The organism is Geodermatophilus chilensis, assembly GCF_002802985.1.
In the GTDB taxonomy this organism is placed as follows: domain Bacteria; phylum Actinomycetota; class Actinomycetes; order Mycobacteriales; family Geodermatophilaceae; genus Geodermatophilus; species Geodermatophilus chilensis.
This window is the reverse complement of sequence record NZ_NVPT01000120.1, coordinates 1-16,723: the sequence shown is the minus strand read 5'-3', so window position 1 is coordinate 16,723 and position 16,723 is coordinate 1. Positions and strand designations below refer to the sequence as shown.

Genomic DNA, 16,723 nt, shown 5'->3' with positions numbered 1-16,723 from the left:
ATGTCGATAGAGGTGCGTCTTAACGTTTTCTTCTTGATGGTGCGGCGGCCACCGCGACATACCCGTACGGAGTCGTCGGCAGCGTCCGATGTGTATAAGAGACCGGCACCACTTCGGTGTGCACCACACCCGCATCGGCGACCAGATACCGGCCCGGCTCGGCCATCACGCGGGGGCGGGGGAGCGGCCCGTGAGCAGGGAAGTGGTGATCCAGCGCCGCGGTGATGGCGCCGGTGTGTTCACCGAGGGCCGGGATCTGCTCCAGGTACCGGGCGGGGAGCCCCCCGCCGATGTTCAGCAGCCGCAGGACGCGCTGGCCGTGACTGCGGCGGTACACCTCCCGGGTGACCGCCGCCGCGGACGCGACCGCGGGTTCCCACCGGGACGGGTCCCGCTGCTGGGACCCGACGTGGAAACTGAGCCCGCACGGGTCCAGGCCCAGCGGCCCGGCCTCCAGCAGCAGGTCGGCCGCCATGTCCGGGGCGCAGCCGAACTTCCGGCTCAGCGGCCAGTCTGCCCCGGTCCCCGACGTCAGCAGCCGGCAGAACACCGATGCACCCGGCGCTGCCTCGGCCAGCTTGTGCAGCTCCGCGCGGCTGTCGAAGGCGAACAGGCGGACGCCGCGTGACCAGGCATGGGCGATGTCGGTCCGCTTCTTGACCGTGTTCCCGTAGGACAGCCGATCCGGTGGGACGCCCAGCCCCAGGCAGAGGTCGACCTCGGCGGGGCTGGCGACGTCGAAGTGAGCCCCCAGCCGAGCCAGCAGCCCCACCAGTTCCGGATGTGGATTGGCCTTGACGGCGTAGTGGACCACCGCCTCGGTCAGCGACTCCCGCAGCTGGGTGTAGCGCTCCGCGACGACGTCCAGCTCCAGGACCAGGCACGGGGTCGGCAGGTCTGCGCCGGGGAAGGCGACGACCGGTCGGGTGGTCCGCGGCTCCACGGTCGTCACTGGTCGAGATCCTCGCATCCCTGGCGGGCCGGCCGGCATCCGCGTCTCCGGTCATCCTGCCGGGCGCGGGTGGCTCCGCGCCGCGGGCCACGTCGCCGACCGCGCGGGGGCCCGGCTCTGCGAGCATCCCGGGGTGGCCGCCGCCGATGACCCGCAGACCCGCGCCGCGCTGACCGGCTACCAGGCCGGGGCGCTGCGCTGGCTGGCCGGCGGGCTGATCGCCGTCGTCCTCGGGGTGCTGCTCGCCGCCGCCGCGGTGGCCATCGCCCGGGACTCGGGACGGCAGCTGCCCCTGGCCGGCCTCGTCGTCATCACGCTGGTCTTCGTCGGCGCCGTCGCGGCCGCCGCCGGGGCCGGGGCGCTGCTGCGGTTGCACCGTTGGCGGCGGGCGCTGCGGACCGTGCCGTGGCAGACCGGGGTGCTGCGCGTCGCCGGCCCCGCGGTGCTGTCCTTCGAGCCCCAGGGCTACGACGAGCTGGACCCCACGGCCGACCCGGTACGGCTGCGGCTGACCAGCACCGCGGTCTGGCGCACCCGCGCCGTCCAGCAGCTGCACGACGCGGTGGTGCGCGCAGCCCCCGTCGGGCAGCGGGAGTGGGTGCTCACCGCGGACGGCGTCCCGACGCTCTACGGCGCCCGGGCGGTGCGCCACCACTGACCCGACGCAGGGGCGTACTGCGTGCATCCGGGGTACTGCTTCCGCCAAGATGCACGACGGACGCGGGCACCGGGCGGTGCGCGCGCGGACCAGCACAACGGAGGACACGGCGACATGGCCAAGCGGAACCCCAAGCACGAGCACCTGATCGAGCCCACCTGGGGTGTGTCGGACGACGGCGGCGCTCCCGTGAGCGAGTTCCTCGCGGAGTCGGCCGGCCCGCTGTCGCCCTTCGGCGAGGACCACGACTTCCCGCTGCCGCCCAGCCGCCTCCGGTACGCCCACCCGACCGACAAGCCCAACCGGGCCGGCGTCCAGGCGGGCGAGTAGCCATGACGACACCCGCGCTGCCGTCCTACAGCAGTGGCACCTCGACCGTCCCCCTCCTCGGGGACACGATCGGGGCGGACCTGGACCGGACGGCGGCGCGGGTGGGTGACCACGAGGCGCTCGTCGAGTGCGCCACCGGTCGCCGCTTCACCTACCCGCAGTTCGTCGCCGAGGTCGACGCGGTCGCTCTCGGGCTGGATGCGATGGGGGTCGCGAAGGGCGACCGGGTCGGCATCTGGGCGCCCAACTGCGCCGAGTGGGCCTTCGTCCAGTACGGGACGGCGAAGCTCGGCGCGATCCTGGTGAACATCAACCCGGCCTACCGCACCCACGAGCTGGCCTACGTGCTGAAGCAGGCCGGGATCTCGGTGCTCGTGTCGGCGCCGGAGTTCAAGACCAGCGACTACCGGGCGATGGTCGACGAGGTCCGCGACGACTGCCCCGGGCTGCGCGAGGTCGTCTTCCTCGGCTCGGAGGAGTGGGAGCAGCTGGTCGCCACCGGCCGGGCCGGCGACCGCGGGCTGCTCGCCGAGCGGGAGACCCAGCTGTCGGCCGACGACCCGATCAACATCCAATACACGTCCGGTACCACCGGCTTCCCCAAGGGCGCCACGCTCACCCACCACAACCTGCTCAACAACGGCTTCTTCGTCGGCGAGGGCTGCGGCTACACCGAGGCCGACCGGATCTGCATCCCGGTGCCCTACTACCACTGCTTCGGCATGGGCTTGGGCAACCTCGCGGCCACCAGCCACGGCGCCACCATGGTCATCCCCGCACCCGGCTTCGACCCGGCGGCGACCCTGCGGGCGGTGCAGGAGGAGCGGTGCACCTCGCTGTACGGCGTCCCGACGATGTTCATCGCCGAGCTGGGGCTGCCCGACTTCGCCGACTACGACCTCTCCAGCCTGCGCACCGGGATCATGGCCGGCTCGCCGTGCCCGGTGGAGGTGATGAAGCGGGTCGTCGACGAGATGGGCATGACCGAGGTGACCATCTGCTACGGGATGACCGAGACCTCGCCGGTCTCCACCCAGACCGGCGCCGACGACGACCTCGACCGCCGCACGTCGACCGTCGGGCGGGTGCACCCGCACCTGGAGGTCAAGGTCATCGACCCCGAGACCGGACTGACCGTGCCGCGCGGGACGCCGGGGGAGTTCTGCACCCGCGGCTACTCGGTGATGCTCGGTTACTGGGGGGAGCCGGAGAAGACCGCGGAGGTCATCGACGCCGCCCGCTGGATGCACACCGGCGACCTCGCGGTCATGGACGCCGAGGGCTACCTGAACATCGTCGGCCGGATCAAGGACATGGTGATCCGCGGCGGGGAGAACGTGTACCCGCGCGAGGTCGAGGAGTTCCTCTACACCCACCCCGACGTCGTCGACGCCCAGGTCATCGGGGTGCCCGACGAGCGCTTCGGCGAGGAGCTCATGGCCTGGGTGCGGCTGCGCGAGGGCGCCGAGCCGCTCACCGCCGAGGCGCTGCGCGAGTTCTGCACCGGCAAGCTGGCCCACTACAAGGTGCCCCGCTACGTGAAGGTCGTCGACGCCTTCCCCATGACGGTCACCGGCAAGGTCCGCAAGGTCGAGATGCGCGAGGTGTCGGTCCGCGAGCTGGGCCTCGAGAACGCCGCCGCCGTCCGCAACGCCTAGCTCCGTCGAGGGCGGCGGTTTCCGCGGAAATCGCCCGGAACGGGTTCAGACCTTCGCGCGGGTGCCGGGTGCCAGCCGGACGAGCAGCTTCGACACCAGGTTGCCCACGACGACCCACACCAGCGCGGCGAGCGCGGCGTTGATCGTCTCGCCCAGCTGGGGGTCGTCGGTGCGGAACAGGTCGACGGTGAACCAGCCGAACGTCTGCCGGACGTCGGCGGCCAGGGCCACCAGGGCGTTGTCCGGGTTGGCCTCGAAGAAGAAGAACACCGCGTGCAGCACGATCACCACGGCGATCAGCGAGGCCACCAGGCGCACGACCGAGGCGAGCAGGGTGACGACGCGGTGGGCAGCGACAGCGGCTCGGGCCATGCCTTCATGATCCACGCCACACGGGCCCGACGCGAGCCACCTCCCCTGGTCAGGGGCTGCGCAGGGCACCATGAGGGCCCGGTGGTCCGACAGCGGCAGCCGCACCGCCTCGGCCGGGCCGGTCGCGACGAGCGGACCGCGGGCCAGCACGTGGTCCAGCTGCCGGGTCGGCTCCTCGACCGGGAAGGTCGGCGTCGTGGCCGTCGCCAGCGGCTGCAGCCCGCTGACCCGCACCGCCTGGCCGGCCTGCATGTTGAGGTCGCCCATGAGGACCAGTGGCTCACGGGTACCGGTCAGCGAGCGCACCAGCTTCGACAGCTGAACCGCGCCCCACCCCGGCACGAACGACAGGTGCGTGTTGCAGACGGTGAACTGACCCGAGGGCCCCTCCAGGACGGCGGCGACGGCCACCCGCGGCTCGTCGCCGACCAGCGTCGGGCGCGGGGCGCCCCGGAACCAGACCGGCACCCGGCCGCGCAGCGCGGGCAGCCGCACCACCCGCCAGGAGACCACCGGGTAGCGCGACAGCAGCGCGATCCCGTAGCTGGCCGAGCCCGGCTGCTCCTCACCGGTGGCGGCCATCCAGGTGCCGCCCGGGGTCCCGGACAGTGCCGCCACGAATTGCGAGTCGACCGCGCCCATCGCCTCGGCGGCGACCGCGGTGAGGTCCGCGCCGAGGGACCGCGGCTGGTCCCGGTCCACCTCCTGCAGCCCCAGGACGTCGGCGTCCAGGGTCTTCACGGCGGCGGCCAGGCGCTCGACGTCGACCCGGTCGTCGACCGGCGAGCGCCCGTGGAGGATGTTGAAGGTCGCGATCCGCACGAGGGCTCCTGTGCCCCGCGCGCCGCCGTCCACACGGCCGTGTTCCGGGAGGCGCACCCCGGGTAGCAGGCTCTGCGTGCAGCCCTCGGACCGTGAAGAGATCCGCGACCTCCTCAAGCGCGTCGCCGTCGCGCTCAAACAGGGCGACGTCCCCTTCGCGCTCTGCGGCGGCTACGCCGCGTGGGTCCGGGGGGCGCCGGAGCCCGACCACGACGCGGACTTCCTGGTACCGGCGGCGGAGGCCGAGCGGGCGGCCAAGGTGCTGGCCGACGCGGGGCTGCAGGTCGTCGACCCGGCCGAGGACTGGCTGACCAAGGTCGTCCAGGGCGACTCGTTCGTCGACGTCCTGTGGCGGACCTGCGGCGTCCCGGTCGAGCAGGACCTCATCGACCGGGCCGAGAACATGCCGGTGGTCTCGGTGCACATGCCGGTGCTGGAGGCCACCGACATCGTCGTCACCAAGCTGATGGCCCTCGACGAGCACTACTGCGACTACGGGCGGGTGCTGCCGGTGGCCCGCGCGCTGCGCGAGCAGGTCGACTGGGACCGGGTGCGTCGGGAGGTGCAGGACAACGACTTCGCCGCGGTCTTCCTCGTGCTGCTCGACCGGCTGGGCATCGTGACGGAACCGGTCAGCGGGGGCTGAGCACCGCGACGAGCGCGGCACCGGCCACGGCGACGACGACGGCGGTGACCGCCAGCGCCAGCCGCGCCTCGGCCACCGCGGTCCCGTGGTCGAGCGCCCGCCGCACCCGCTGGGCCCGCAGCGGGGCCAGCCCGCCCAGCACGCCCAGGCCCAGCAGCGCCACGCCGCCGGCCACGGCCAGCCGCACCGGCGCGCCGTCGGTCACCGCCGCGCGGGCGAGCAGGCCGGCGAGGGCCAGCACGCCGAGGCCGGTGCGCTGCCAGGACAGGACGGTGCGCTCCGGCTGGGTCTCCCGGGCGGACGTCGTCCGTCCCGTGCCGCCCGGCGGAGCCGGCCCGGTCGCCGAGCCGCTCGATGTCTCCTGTTCGCTCCCGCGGGGCGCTCCGCTCCTCGCTCGTTCCTCGCTGCGATGCTCACGCCCCTGTCCGCTCACCCGCGCAGCACCTCGACCCCGACGAGGACGGCCACGACGACGAGGACGGCGGCCACCGCGGCCACCAGGGCGGGCAGCACCCGGCTGGGCGGCAGCGGCCGGTCGGCGGTGATCGCCCGCTCGTTGCGCCCCCAGCGCACGTACCCGCCGACGGCCGCACCGAGCCCGGTCAGCACCAGCGCGACCGCCACCGCGGCGCTGCCCCACCGGACGCCGAGGTCGGGTGCGAACTCGGCGACCGCGACACCTCCGGCGACCAGCGCCAGCCCGGTGCGCAGCCAGGCCAGGAGCGTGCGCTCGTTGGCCAGCGTGAACCGGTAGTCGGGGTGGTCCGGGGTCGGCACCGCGTCAGGCTAGGGGTGCGCCGGGGTGGCGGGCGGAATGGCAGTGGGACGTCGCCGCGCGACGACTAACCTGGGCGCAGCGGCTGCCCGTGCCGCGACCGTCCTCCCGGCCCGGTGCCGGGGCCGCCCGCGATCGACGACTGAGGGATCAACGTGCCCACCGGCAGAGTCAAGTGGTTCAACCCGGAGAAGGGGTTCGGCTTCCTCTCCCGTGAGGACGGCCCGGACGTCTTCGTGCACAAGGACGCCCTCCCGACCGGCGCCAGCGAGCTCAAGCCCGGCCAGCGGGTGGAGTTCGGCATCGTCGCCGGCCGCCGGGGCGACCAGGCGCTGCAGGTGCGGGTCCTCGACCCGCTGCCGTCGGTGACGGCGGCGCACGCGGCGGCCACCCGCAAGAAGCCCGACGAGCTGGTCCCGATCATCGAGGACCTCATCAAGCTGCTCGACGACGTCTCCAACGGCCTGCGCCGCGGCCGGCACCCCGACCGGCCGGTGGCCCGCAAGGTCGCCGCCGTGCTGCGCGCGGTCGCCACCGACCTGGAGCACTAGAAGGACCCCGTCCTCCTCACCGTTCGCAGGCTCGCGGCGAGCCTCTGGACGGGGCCACCGCGGCCTCCCTGCAGGGTCCCGCCGCGAGCTTGCGAGTGGCGGGGGGCAGGGAGGTCCTTTCTCAGCCCTGGGGCGCCTGGGGTGCGGGCGTCGTCGGCTCCGTGGGCGTCCCGCCCAGGTCGCCGCCGGCGCGCAGGAACCCGACCGGCCAGGCCCCGCTGAAGCCCTCGCACTCCTCGACGGCGTTCTCGACGACGACGAGGTAGAACGCGGGCGGGACGACGTCGGAGCTGTTGACCTCGAACACGGCCTCGCCGGCCTCGACCTCCACGATGCCGAGCCGCTCCTGGATCTGGTCGTCGTACACCTGCACGTCCCAGCCGTTCTCGGCCACCGAGTCTGGCACGGTGAGCCGGATGGTCGTGTCGGGGGAGACCTCGACGATCGGCGAGACGGGGGTGAACTGCTGTCGCTCCCCGTCCACGCAGGACTGGCTGGGCGGGACCTGCACCTGCTGCGGCCCGGCTTCCACGACGACGTCCTGGGGCCCGGACGGCTCGGAGCCGCAGCCGGCCAGCAGCAGGACGACGGCCGGGATCGCGACCCGCCTCACGACAGCCGGCCCAGCGGGTCGGTCACGGCGTCCGCGGCGGGCATCGGCGCGGTCGGCGCCGGGGTGCGGCGGCGCGGGCCCCAGAGCACCAGCGCGACGGCGAGCACGAGCAGGGCCGCGGCGACGGTGAAGCCCAGCCAGCCGGTCGGCGGCAGGGCGATGCCGAGCGCGCCGCCGACGACCCAGGACAGCTGCAGCATCGTCTCCGAGCGGGCGAACGCCGAGGCCCGCAGGCTCTCGGGCACCTCGCGCTGGATGATGGCGTCGAGCGCGACCTTGCCCAGTGCGTTGGCGACGGCAGCCACGCCGGCGACCACGGCGGCCATCGCGAGGCTGTAGAAGACCGCCGCCACGACGGTGATCGCCGCCGCGGTGCCCGCCGACCAGAGCACCACCCGGTCGGGGTCGACCCGGTGCAGCCGGGAGCCGACGGCGGTGCCCAGCACGCTGCCCACGCCGGCCGCCCCGGCGACCGCGCCCAGCGCCAGCGTGCCGTGCCAGCCGCCCTCGACCGTGGCCTGCACCAGGAACGCGGAGAAGATCGTCAGGAAGCCGCCGAGCCCGCGCAGCGCCGCGTTGGCCCGCAGCGCGACGACCACCCGCGGGCTGACCGCCCGGCGGCGCCGCCCGGTGACCACCGGCTGGGGCGCGGTGGAGAGCACGTCGGCGGGCAGCTCACCGGTGGGGACGTCGACGTGGCAGGGCAGCCGCACCGCGAGCACCGCGCCGCAGGCGAACACCACGGCGGTGGCCCACAGCAGCCAGGGGAAGCCCACCGCCCAGGCCAGCCCGGCACCGACACCGCCGAAGACACCGGCGGTGAGCAGGCCGAAGACCGACGTCCGGGCGTTGGCCGAGGTCAGCGACATCGCGCCGGGCAGCACCCGGGGGACCACCGCCGCGCGCAGCACGTTGTGCGCCTTGGACAGCACGAGCACGCCGAGGGCGGCGGGGTAGAGCCAGAGGTCGTCGAAGTGGGCGGCCATGACCAGCGCCAGCGCGGCCCGGCCGAGCTGGCTGACCGCCAGCGCCCAGCGGCGGCCGCGCTGCAGCCGGTCGAGCAGCGGCCCGATCACCGGGGCCACCACGGCGAACGGCGCCATCGTCACCAGCAGGTAGAGCGCCACGTTGCTGCGCTGCGCGTCGGTGGTGGCGGCGAAGAAGAGGGTGCCGGCCAGCGAGACGGCGACCATCGCGTCGCCGGCCATGTGCAGGGCGTTGACCCAGAGCAGCTGCGCCAGCCCGCTCTCCGCGGCGCCGTCGGCCCGGCTGGCGGTCTGCACCCGGCGGACGGCGGCCCCGGTCAGCTCGCGGGTGCGCGACGCCGCGACCCGGGTGACGGTGAGCTTGCGCGGCACCGGGGGCAGCGGCGGGGCGGCCGGGGGCAGCGCGGCGGTCGGCGGGGGAGCACCCGCGCCGTCCCCCGCGGCCCGTGGCTCCGGTGTCCGGCCGGCGGTCGGCAGCGGCCGGGTGGCCGGCCGGGTGACCGCGAGCGGTGCCGTCTCCGCGCCCGGGGCCGCCGGCGACGACGGCTGCCGGCGCAGGGCACGGCGGCGGGCGCCGGGCAGGCGGGACGACGACACGCAGCCCATGGTGCCGCACCGACCTGGGAGGACGCGGACAGCGCCCCCGCGCACCCCGGCCGGTGCGGGCGTCAGGGAGAATGGCGCCGTGGCCGAGTTCTCCGACCCCGCCGCCGCGGGGAGCGACGTGCCCAGCACCGCCGTCGAGCAGGCGCGGGCTGCTGCTGTCGACACCGCCGGGTCTCCCGAGCTGGTCGGCGAGCACCTCGGCGCCACCCGCGAGACGCCGTCCGCGGAGGCGGGCAGCGCGGAGCTCGGCGAGGTCGTCACCCACTCCTTCGCCAGCCGGCTGCCCGGCTACGTCGGCTGGTACTGGGCGGTCACCCTCGCCGCGGTGCCCGGCGAGGAGCACGTCACCGTCGACGAGGTCGTGCTGCTGCCCGGCGAGCAGGCGCTCCTCGCCCCCGCCTGGGTGCCGTGGCACGAGCGGCTGCGTCCCGGCGACCTCTCGGTCGGCGACGTGCTGCCCTCGACCGAGGACGACCCCCGGCTGGTCCCCGGCTACACGACCGACGACGACTCCGCCGACGACCCCGAGGGGTCCGTGGTCGCCTCCGAGACCGGCCTCGGCCGGGAGCGCGTCATGTCCAGGGAGGGGCGCGAGGAGGCCGCGGCCCGCTGGGACGCCGGGGAGTTCGGTCCCCGCTCGGCGATGGCCCGGCAGGCGCCCGGTCCGTGCGGCACCTGCGGGTTCTTCCTGCCGCTGGCCGGCTCGCTGCGGCAGAGCTTCGGGGCGTGCGGCAACGTCTACGCCCCGGCCGACGGCCGCGTGGTCGCCGTCGACTACGGCTGCGGCGCCCACAGCCAGGCCACGCTGGTCGCCGACGACGCCGCGGAGGTCGTGCGCTCGGCGCGCTACGACACCGGCTCGTTCGACGTGCTGTGACCGTGTGATCCGTCGGCCTACCGGCCGACGACCGCGGCCACGTGCCGTCCCCCTGCTGCGCGAGCCCGTCGGATCCCCGTCAGCGAGGCCTCATCCACCCCCGGACAGTCGTGCGCTGCCCACGGTGGTGGGCAGCGCACGACTGTCCGGGGGGACTCTCCCTGTGGACGTCGCCCGCTGCTCCCTCCTGGAAGCAGGGGCCGAGGCCCGGCGGGAGGGATCCGGCGGCCAGGGGACAGCGGTGGGCTCAGCGAACCGTCACTCGCGGCGGCCGATCTGGCCCTGGAGGCGCATGACGCCCAGGCCGACGAAGGCCAGCGCGATGCCGGCGACGCAGGTCCAGGTCCACACCCGGTCCAGCCGGTCGCCGAGCAGCAGCACCACGACGAGCGCCACGACCCACAGGGCCGTCCCGGCCAGCACCACCCGCACGGTGTCCACGTGCAGCGGGGGAGGGGCCTGCTTGGCCGGTCGGGGCACGGATCGACCCTAGGACCCGCAGCCCCCGACGCGTGTCACCTGGTCGGAACACCGGTGTGGCACGCTGTCGCCGCTCATCGCAGTCCCCACCGGTCAGCCGGCGCGCTTCCCCCGCCGCCCGCTCGCCCGGCCGCGCGCCCGGAGAGTCGCCATGGCAGAGAAGTCCCGCCCGTCCTCGGGCAGCACCACGGACGGCGGCACGCTCGCCGACGTCGCCGCCGGGGCGCAGCCCCCACGCCGCAGCGAGGGTCCCCGCGTCAGGCCGAGCAACGGCCTGGACCGCTACTTCGGCATCAGCGCCCGCCGGTCGACGACGACCCGCGAGCTCCGCGGCGGCCTGACGACCTTCTTCACGATGGCCTACATCGTGGTGCTCAACCCGATCATCCTGTCGGGGCCCGACGTCACCGGGGCCTCGCTGCCCTTCCCCGCGGTCGCCGCCGTCACCGCGCTGGTCGCGGGCGTCATGACGATCCTCATGGGCGTCGTCGGGCGGTACCCCTTCGCCGTGGCGACCGGCCTGGGCATCAACGCCATCGTCGCGGTCTACGCGGCCACCCAGCTGTCCTGGCCGGAGATCATGGGCCTGGTCGTGCTCGAGGGCCTGCTGATCACCGTGCTGGTGCTCACCGGCTTCCGGCGGGCGGTCTTCGAGGCGATCCCGCCGCAGCTGAAGACGGCCATCGCCGTCGGCATCGGTTTCTTCCTCACGATCATCGGGCTCGCCGACGCCGGGGTCATCCGGCCGGGCACCCCGCTGATCAGCTTCGGCGTGAACGGTCAGCTGGCCGGCTGGCCGCTGCTGGTGTTCGTCGTCGGTCTGCTGCTCACCAGCGTGCTCGTCGTCCGCCGGGTCAAGGGCGCGCTGCTCATCGGCATCGTCGTCTCGACCGTCCTCGCGATCGTCGTGGAGGCCGTGGCCGGGCTGGGCGGGCGGTTCGACGCCGAGGGCACCGAGGTCAACCCGCGCGGCTGGGCGCTGCAGGTGCCCACCCTCCCCGACCAGGTCGTCAGCGCCCCCGACCTGTCGATCATCGGGAACTTCTCCCTGTTCGGCGGTTTCGAGCGGATCGGCGTCATCGCTGCACTGCTCATCGTCTTCTCGATCATGATCGCCGACTTCTTCGACACCGTCGGCACGGTGACCGCCGTCGGCGCCGAGGGCGGCCTGCTCGACGAGAAGCGCAACCTGCCCAGGTCGCAGCCGGTGCTGCTGGTCGACTCCGTGGCCGCCGCGGCCGGCGGTGCGGCCAGCGTCTCGTCCAACACGACCTACACCGAGAGCGCCTCCGGCGTGGCCGACGGTGCCCGCACCGGCCTGGCCAGCGTCGTGACCGGCGTCCTGTTCCTGCTGGCCATGTTCTTCACCCCGCTGGTGCAGGTCGTGCCCTCGGAGGCGGCCGCACCCGCCCTGGTGATCGTCGGCGCGCTGATGATCAGCCAGATCCGCAACCTCGAGTGGGACGACATGTCCCTGGTCATCCCCGCGTTCCTGACCATCGCGCTCATGCCGTTCACCTACTCGATCACCAACGGCATCGGCGCCGGCGTCATCAGCTACGTGCTCCTGCGGACGGCGACCGGCCGCGGGCGGCAGATCCACCCGCTCATGTGGCTGATCGCCGTGCTCTTCCTCGTGTACTTCGCGCTGGAGCCACTGCAGCAGCTGTTCTGAGCGGCGGCCCGGCGCGAGGTCGTTAGGCTGGGCAACCGTGAGCCGGACGACGCTGGACAGTGCGGCGCTGGCCCACGACCTGCGCCTGGCGGTCATGCGGTTCTCCCGCCGGCTGCGCAACCAGCGGGTCGACCAGTCGATCACGCTCACCCACCTCGCGGCGCTGTCCACGCTCAAGCGGCACGGCGCGATGAGCCCGGGTGAGCTGGCCGGGCATGAGCGGGTCCAGCCCCCGTCGATGACGCGGGTCGTCGTCGCGCTGGAGGGGATGGGACTGGTCACCCGCAGCCCGCACCCGACCGACGGCCGGCAGGTGGTCATCGACCTGACCCCGGCGGCGGAGGAGCTGCTCGAGGCCGAGGCCCGCGCCCGGGAGGCCTGGCTGACCGGCATGCTCGAGCGGCTCACCGCCGAGGAGCGGGCGGTGCTGCGCGAGGCGGCGGTCCTCATGGACGAGCTGGCGAGTGGGTGAGCCGGCGGACGACGGACAGCGGGGCGTTCCGGTCGCTGCGGGTGCACAACTACCGGGTCTACGCCTCGGCGAACCTGGTCAGCCTCACGGGCACCTGGATGCAGCGGATCGGCCAGGACTGGCTGGTCCTCCAGCTCTCCGGTGACGACGGCGTCGCGCTCGGTCTGGTCACGGCGCTGCAGTTCGGCCCCACCCTGCTGCTCGGCATGTACGGCGGGGTGCTGGCCGACCGCTACGCCAAGCGCCGGGTGCTCCTGACCACCCAGACCCTCATGGGGCTCGTGGCCCTCGTGCTCGGCCTGCTCGTCGCCGCCGACGCCATCGCCCTGTGGCACGTGTTCGTGCTGGCAGCCGTCCTCGGCTCGATCTCGGCGATCGACGCACCGGTGCGGCAGGCGTTCGTATCGGAGATGGTGGGCCCGGACCTGCTGACCAACGCGGTCAGCCTGAACTCGACGATCTTCAACAGCGCTCGGCTGGTCGGCCCCGCCGTCGCCGGGCTGGTCATCGGCGCGGCCTCGGGCGACACCGCGCCGGCCTTCCTGGTCAACGCGGCGAGCTTCGCGTTCACCATCGGCGCCCTGCTGGCCATGCGACCCGGTGAGCTGCACCCCAGCCGCCCGGTCGCCCGTGCCCGCGGCCAGCTGCGCGAGGGCCTGGCCTACGCGTGGTCGCGACCGGACCTGCGGCTGGCCATGGGGCTCGCCCTCGTGCTGGGCACCTTCACCTTCAACTCCCAGGTGACCATCGCCCTCATGGCCCGCGAGGTCTTCGGCCTGGGCGCCCAGGCGTTCGGGTTGCTCACGACCTGCTTCGCCGTCGGGTCGCTGTCCGGCGCGCTGCTGTCGACCCGGCGCACCACCCGGCCGAGGCAGCGGTTCCTCGTGCTCGCCGCCATGGCCTTCGGGATCGCGTCGATCGTCTGCGGCCTCATGCCCACGTACTGGTCTTTCGCAGCCCTGCTCGTGCCGACCGGCGCGGCGGGCCTGGTGTTCAGCGTGGCCACCAACAGCTTCGTGCAGCTGGGCGTCGACCCGCAGCTGCGCGGCCGGGTGATGGCGCTGTACTTCACCTGCTTCATGGGCGGGACGCCGATCGGCTCGCCGCTGATCGGCTGGGTGGCCGAGCGGTGGGGGGCGCCCTGGGGCTTCGTCCTCGGTGGCGCGGTGGCGGTCGCCGCGGGCGGGATCGCGGCGGCGTGGCTGGCCCGCGGCCGGCGGGTCCGGCTGGAGGCGCACGTCGTCCCCCCGCGGCTCCACCTGCACGTCCGGCCGCGGACGGTCCCGCCCCCGACGGTCCGCGCCGCTGCGGAGGCGGCGTCGGCGGAGGCGCCGGGCACGCAGGCGAGCTGACGCCGCCGTCCCGTCGTACCGTGACGGCCACCACTCTCGAGTCGTCCGTGGAGGCGGCATGGGGACCTCGTTGCTGCACCTGGGCGCGATCGTCGGCGGCGTGGTGGGCGCGGTCGCCCTCGCCGGCTGGGTGGCCCGTCTGGTCTTCGGCTCGGCGCGCCTGCCGGTGTGGCTGCGTCGCCGGCGCGAGCCGGTCGCGCCGGCCGGCCGCCCGCTCGAGCAGGTCGCCGCCGACCTGCGCCGGCTGGGCGCCCAGCTCGCCCGCGTGCCGGCGGGGGCGCCGATGGCCCGCCGGCGGGGGCTGCAGGCCGCCTACGACGACGTCCTCGTCGAGGCGGCCCGGCTGCTGGAGGTGCCGCACGCGCTGGACACCGTCCCGCCCGGACGGCCCCGCGACGTCGAGCGGCTGCGCCTGCGGACGGCGCTGGCCGAGGTCGGTCTGGCGGTGCCCGACTGACCGCGCCGCGGCCCCGGCGGCTGTTCTTCGCGGTGACCCCGCCGGCCGGCGCGCTGACCGACCTGGACCGCGCGCTGGCACCGCTGCGCGAGGCGACCGGTGCGCCCCGCTGGACGCCGCCCGAGCGCTGGCACCTGACGCTGCTCTTCCTCGGCGCGGTGCCGGCCGACCGGGTCGAGGAGCTGGTCGCCGCTACCGGCCCTGCTGTGGCGGCCACCCCGCCGATGACCCTGCGGTTCGCCGGCGCCGGGCGGTTCGGCAGCCGTCGCCGTCCGCAGGTGTTCTGGGCCGGTGTCACGGGGGACGACGCCGCGCTGGGTGCCCTCGCCGCCCGGCTGGCCGCCGTCGCCCGCGGGCTCGGCCTGCCGGTCGAGGACCGGCGCTTCCGCGCCCACCTCACCCTCGGCCGCTGGCGGCCCAGCCGGCCGGGGGACGGCGACCTGCCCGAGCGGCTGGCCGGTCACCGGGGCCCCGGCTGGCCGGTGACCGAGGTGGAGCTGCTGGAGAGCCACCTCGGCCCGGTGCCGCGCTACGACCGGGTCGCGGACTGGCCCCTCGGCTGAGGAAGGCCCCCTTGCCCCCCACCGCTCGCAAGCTCGCGGCGGGACCCTGCAAGGGGGCCGGGGTCCTTCTCTGAGGGCTCGGGAGGCCGGGGTCCTCCTTCAGACCACCGGGCCGGGGACGGGGGAGGTCGCCGCGGGGTCGGGCGCCTCGCCGGGCTCGAGCAGCTCGGGCGCCTCGTCGTCCTCCGGCTCCTCGACCTCGGGCTCCTCCTCGTGCGGCACCTCGTCCTCGTCGGCCTCGCCGGCGGCGGGCTCCTCCTCCTCGGGAACCTCGAAGGCCCGCGGGTCGATGGCGTCGGCCCAGAGCAGGAAGTGCCCCATGGAGTACCCGGCGCCGGGGTCGAAGCCGGGGTCGGCGGTGAAGTACGAGCTGGTGTCACAGGCCATCAGGCCGAGGATCACCTCGGCAACGATGGTGCCACCGACCGGGCCCAGCCGGTGCCCGCCGAGCAGCTCGGCCTCCTTGAGCACGTAGAACCAGAGCGGTGCCTTCCCCTTCCACCCGGGGTCGGTGAGGCCCAGCTGCTGGTTGGTCAGTGGCTTGAGGCCCATCGCGACGGCGACGTCCTGGCCGGCGGGCAGGCCCAGCCGCTTGCCGCGCAGCAGGTTGCGCTCGGCCAGCGAGGTGATCGCGCCGGCGGTCGGGGCGACGACGGTCGGCGGCAGCGTGGACAGCGGCAGCGACAGCCGGGTGTCGATCTTCCGGGCCATGTTGCGGTCGTCGGGTGTGCTCATGCCGGGGATCTCGAAGAAGTAGTTCCAGTCGATCCAGAGGTCCTCGGGCACCGGCCGGTTGCCGCGCAGGTCCTGGTAGCCCTCGTTGCCGAAGATCGGCACGGTGTGCTGGTCGTGCACCTCGTACTCGGCCCGGATCATGCTGTGCCCGAATCGGTAGGCCGCGCCGGAGTACTCGACCGGCATGTAGGGCCGGCGCGGGTCGCGCGGCTTGTAGAACCTGCCCAGGAACTCGATCGGTCCGCCGCGGCGGCGACGGATGAGCCGGTCGACGACGTCCCGGCCGACGATCCGCGGCAGGTAGTCGTTGGCGATCAGCCACTGGTAGTGCCAGCGCACCAGCTGCTGGGCCTGCTCGAAGCTCCTGCCCTCGTCGCGCAGCCGGTTGTGCAGGCGGAGGAAGACCGCGTGGAACTGGGCGACGATGAGGTTCTCGTCGTTGCGCGGGTCGCCGAGGTAGGCCGCGCCGACGTCGTCGCGGGGCAGGTCGTGCACGCCGTCGTGGTCGTTGCAGAGCAGGTAGCCCGGCCGCGCCGGGTCGTAGAGCTCGGGACTGCCGGCCGGCCCCCTGCCGTACACGCTGGCCAGGTCGAAGCGGGGCGTGTCGTAGTTGGTCATCGCCCGCGGGTCCTGCTGCTGGGTCAGCGGCGTCTTGTCCAGCGTCATGTCGTGGTCGATGAACTGGCCGAGGTAGATGTAGCCGGCCGGCATGCCCGGGTTGTCGAAGGCGACGTCGGAGTCCTTGACGTCGGACAGCGGCGTCTTGCCGTCGTTCATCGAGACGGCCAGCGCGGTCAGCAGCGCGTCCGGCGGCGCGAAGGCCGGCAGCTTCTTGAACATCACGCCGAAGCGGGCCTCCTTGTCCCGCCCGGCGCGCACCGCGATGTCGCTGCCGCGCGGGTTGCCGACGGCGTGCGCAGAGCGGGCGGCCCGCGGCCGGCGCGCCGGGGGCCGCGGCGGCGGCGTCGGGACGGGCGTGCGGCGCGGCGCGGCGTGCGCGGTCCCGCTCATGACGGGCAGCGCGGCCAGGCTCGCCAGCCCGGCCAGCACCGTGCGCCGCGAGACCCCGCTGCGCGTCGTCCCGGCGCCCGCCCCGCTGAACGGGCACACCCCGCCCGTCTTGTCCTCGTACCCGTGCACGCG

Annotated in this window: 19 protein-coding genes; 11 read left to right on the top strand and 8 right to left on the bottom strand. The window is 74.4% G+C overall.

All coding sequences use genetic code 11. The annotated features are described in order from the left end of the window. Positions 1–19: 19 nt before the first annotated feature. Positions 20–952 (bottom strand): type III PLP-dependent enzyme, encoded by a 933-nt coding sequence (locus CNO22_RS18720; protein WP_157937009.1) that lies wholly within the window; start codon positions 950–952, stop codon positions 20–22. A gap of 133 nt (positions 953–1,085) precedes the next feature. Between CNO22_RS18720 and CNO22_RS18715 the strand changes: the two genes are divergently transcribed. The 3 genes from CNO22_RS18715 to CNO22_RS18705 all read left to right on the top strand — a co-directional run bounded on the left by CNO22_RS18715 (position 1,086) and on the right by CNO22_RS18705 (position 3,598). Beyond that, positions 1,086–1,610 (top strand): hypothetical protein, encoded by a 525-nt coding sequence (locus tag CNO22_RS18715; protein ID WP_100500790.1) that lies wholly within the window; start codon positions 1,086–1,088, stop codon positions 1,608–1,610. Positions 1,611–1,724: 114 nt separating this feature from the next. Further along, positions 1,725–1,940, top strand: a complete 216-nt coding sequence (locus CNO22_RS18710) for a hypothetical protein (RefSeq protein ID WP_100500789.1) — start codon at positions 1,725–1,727, stop codon at positions 1,938–1,940. 2 nt (positions 1,941–1,942) lie between these two features. Further along, positions 1,943–3,598, top strand: coding sequence for an AMP-binding protein (locus CNO22_RS18705; RefSeq protein WP_100500788.1), 1,656 nt, complete (start codon positions 1,943–1,945; stop codon positions 3,596–3,598). Positions 3,599–3,643: 45 nt separating this feature from the next. On the opposite strand, the gene CNO22_RS18700 is transcribed toward CNO22_RS18705, so the two are convergent. Then, positions 3,644–4,792, bottom strand: coding sequence for an endonuclease/exonuclease/phosphatase family protein (locus tag CNO22_RS18700; protein WP_232807162.1), 1,149 nt, complete (start codon positions 4,790–4,792; stop codon positions 3,644–3,646). Between the two features lie 76 nt (positions 4,793–4,868). Between CNO22_RS18700 and CNO22_RS18695 the strand changes: the two genes are divergently transcribed. Further along, a complete protein-coding gene (locus CNO22_RS18695) occupies positions 4,869–5,438 on the top strand; it encodes a nucleotidyltransferase family protein (RefSeq protein WP_100500787.1) in 570 nt (189 codons plus the stop codon). Here the strand turns inward: CNO22_RS18695 and CNO22_RS29200 are convergent. Together CNO22_RS29200 and CNO22_RS18685 are read right to left on the bottom strand one after the other, a co-directional pair. Then, positions 5,425–5,871 carry a DUF202 domain-containing protein gene (locus tag CNO22_RS29200; RefSeq protein ID WP_232807161.1) on the bottom strand — a complete coding sequence of 149 codons (447 nt, stop codon included), beginning with the start codon at positions 5,869–5,871 and terminating at the stop codon, positions 5,425–5,427. The two genes, CNO22_RS18695 and CNO22_RS29200, sit on opposite strands and share 14 nt — an antisense overlap. Beyond that, positions 5,868–6,215 (bottom strand): YidH family protein, encoded by a 348-nt coding sequence (locus tag CNO22_RS18685; protein WP_100500786.1) that lies wholly within the window; start codon positions 6,213–6,215, stop codon positions 5,868–5,870. Before CNO22_RS18685 ends, CNO22_RS29200 begins: the two co-directional genes overlap by 4 nt. Before the next feature lie 153 nt (positions 6,216–6,368). Between CNO22_RS18685 and CNO22_RS30360 the strand changes: the two genes are divergently transcribed. After that, positions 6,369–6,764 (top strand): cold-shock protein, encoded by a 396-nt coding sequence (locus CNO22_RS30360; RefSeq protein WP_100500785.1) that lies wholly within the window; start codon positions 6,369–6,371, stop codon positions 6,762–6,764. Positions 6,765–6,885: 121 nt separating this feature from the next. Here CNO22_RS30360 and CNO22_RS18675 read toward each other — a convergent pair whose 3' ends face one another. Both CNO22_RS18675 and CNO22_RS18670 read right to left on the bottom strand, forming a co-directional pair. After that, a complete protein-coding gene (locus tag CNO22_RS18675) occupies positions 6,886–7,377 on the bottom strand; it encodes a DUF2771 family protein (RefSeq protein ID WP_100500784.1) in 492 nt (163 codons plus the stop codon). Further along, positions 7,374–8,969, bottom strand: coding sequence for an MFS transporter (locus CNO22_RS18670; protein WP_232807160.1), 1,596 nt, complete (start codon positions 8,967–8,969; stop codon positions 7,374–7,376). The genes CNO22_RS18675 and CNO22_RS18670 overlap by 4 nt, the downstream gene beginning before the upstream one ends. Positions 8,970–9,048: 79 nt before the next feature. On the opposite strand from CNO22_RS18670, the gene CNO22_RS18665 reads away from it, so the two are divergent. Further along, positions 9,049–9,846, top strand: a complete 798-nt coding sequence (locus tag CNO22_RS18665; protein ID WP_100500783.1) for a DUF3027 domain-containing protein — start codon at positions 9,049–9,051, stop codon at positions 9,844–9,846. A 258-nt stretch (positions 9,847–10,104) separates the two neighbouring features. Here CNO22_RS18665 and CNO22_RS18660 read toward each other — a convergent pair whose 3' ends face one another. Then, the gene (locus tag CNO22_RS18660; protein ID WP_100500782.1) at positions 10,105–10,326 is read right to left on the bottom strand and encodes a DUF2530 domain-containing protein; all 222 of its coding nucleotides are present in this window, start codon (positions 10,324–10,326) and stop codon (positions 10,105–10,107) included. Positions 10,327–10,477: 151 nt separating this feature from the next. Here CNO22_RS18660 and CNO22_RS18655 point away from each other — a divergent pair, with 151 nt between their 5' ends. From CNO22_RS18655 to thpR, 5 genes are read left to right on the top strand one after another with little or no spacing between them, the layout of a single operon-like run. After that, a complete protein-coding gene (locus CNO22_RS18655) occupies positions 10,478–12,001 on the top strand; it encodes an NCS2 family permease (protein ID WP_100500781.1) in 1,524 nt (507 codons plus the stop codon). Positions 12,002–12,038: 37 nt separating this feature from the next. Next, positions 12,039–12,473: a MarR family winged helix-turn-helix transcriptional regulator gene (locus tag CNO22_RS18650; RefSeq protein WP_100500780.1), complete on the top strand. Its 435-nt coding sequence runs from the start codon at positions 12,039–12,041 to the stop codon at positions 12,471–12,473. After that, positions 12,470–13,825 (top strand): MFS transporter, encoded by a 1,356-nt coding sequence (locus CNO22_RS18645; RefSeq protein WP_100500779.1) that lies wholly within the window; start codon positions 12,470–12,472, stop codon positions 13,823–13,825. The genes CNO22_RS18650 and CNO22_RS18645 overlap by 4 nt, the downstream gene beginning before the upstream one ends. Before the next feature lie 58 nt (positions 13,826–13,883). Beyond that, entirely contained in the window at positions 13,884–14,282 is a 399-nt protein-coding gene (locus tag CNO22_RS18640) for a hypothetical protein (protein WP_232807159.1), read from the top strand. Beyond that, positions 14,279–14,845 carry an RNA 2',3'-cyclic phosphodiesterase gene (gene thpR / locus CNO22_RS18635; RefSeq protein WP_100500792.1) on the top strand — a complete coding sequence of 189 codons (567 nt, stop codon included), beginning with the start codon at positions 14,279–14,281 and terminating at the stop codon, positions 14,843–14,845. Before CNO22_RS18640 ends, thpR begins: the two co-directional genes overlap by 4 nt. A 99-nt stretch (positions 14,846–14,944) precedes the next feature. On the opposite strand, the gene CNO22_RS18630 is transcribed toward thpR, so the two are convergent. Then, the coding region (locus CNO22_RS18630; protein ID WP_100500778.1) for a peroxidase family protein at positions 14,945–16,723 on the bottom strand (1,779 nt) is incomplete at its 5' end.

Excerpts from the sequence above, each read along its gene's own strand:
- CNO22_RS18710 (WP_100500789.1), top strand. The coding sequence starts at position 1,725 with ATGGCCAAGCGGAACCCCAAGCACGAGCACCTGATCGAGCCCACCTGG.
- CNO22_RS18705 (WP_100500788.1), top strand. The coding sequence starts at position 1,943 with ATGACGACACCCGCGCTGCCGTCCTACAGCAGTGGCACCTCGACCGTC.
- CNO22_RS18640 (WP_232807159.1), top strand. The coding sequence starts at position 13,884 with ATGGGGACCTCGTTGCTGCACCTGGGCGCGATCGTCGGCGGCGTGGTG.
- CNO22_RS18655 (WP_100500781.1), top strand. The coding sequence starts at position 10,478 with ATGGCAGAGAAGTCCCGCCCGTCCTCGGGCAGCACCACGGACGGCGGC.
- CNO22_RS18670 (WP_232807160.1), bottom strand. The coding sequence starts at position 8,969 with ATGGGCTGCGTGTCGTCGTCCCGCCTGCCCGGCGCCCGCCGCCGTGCC.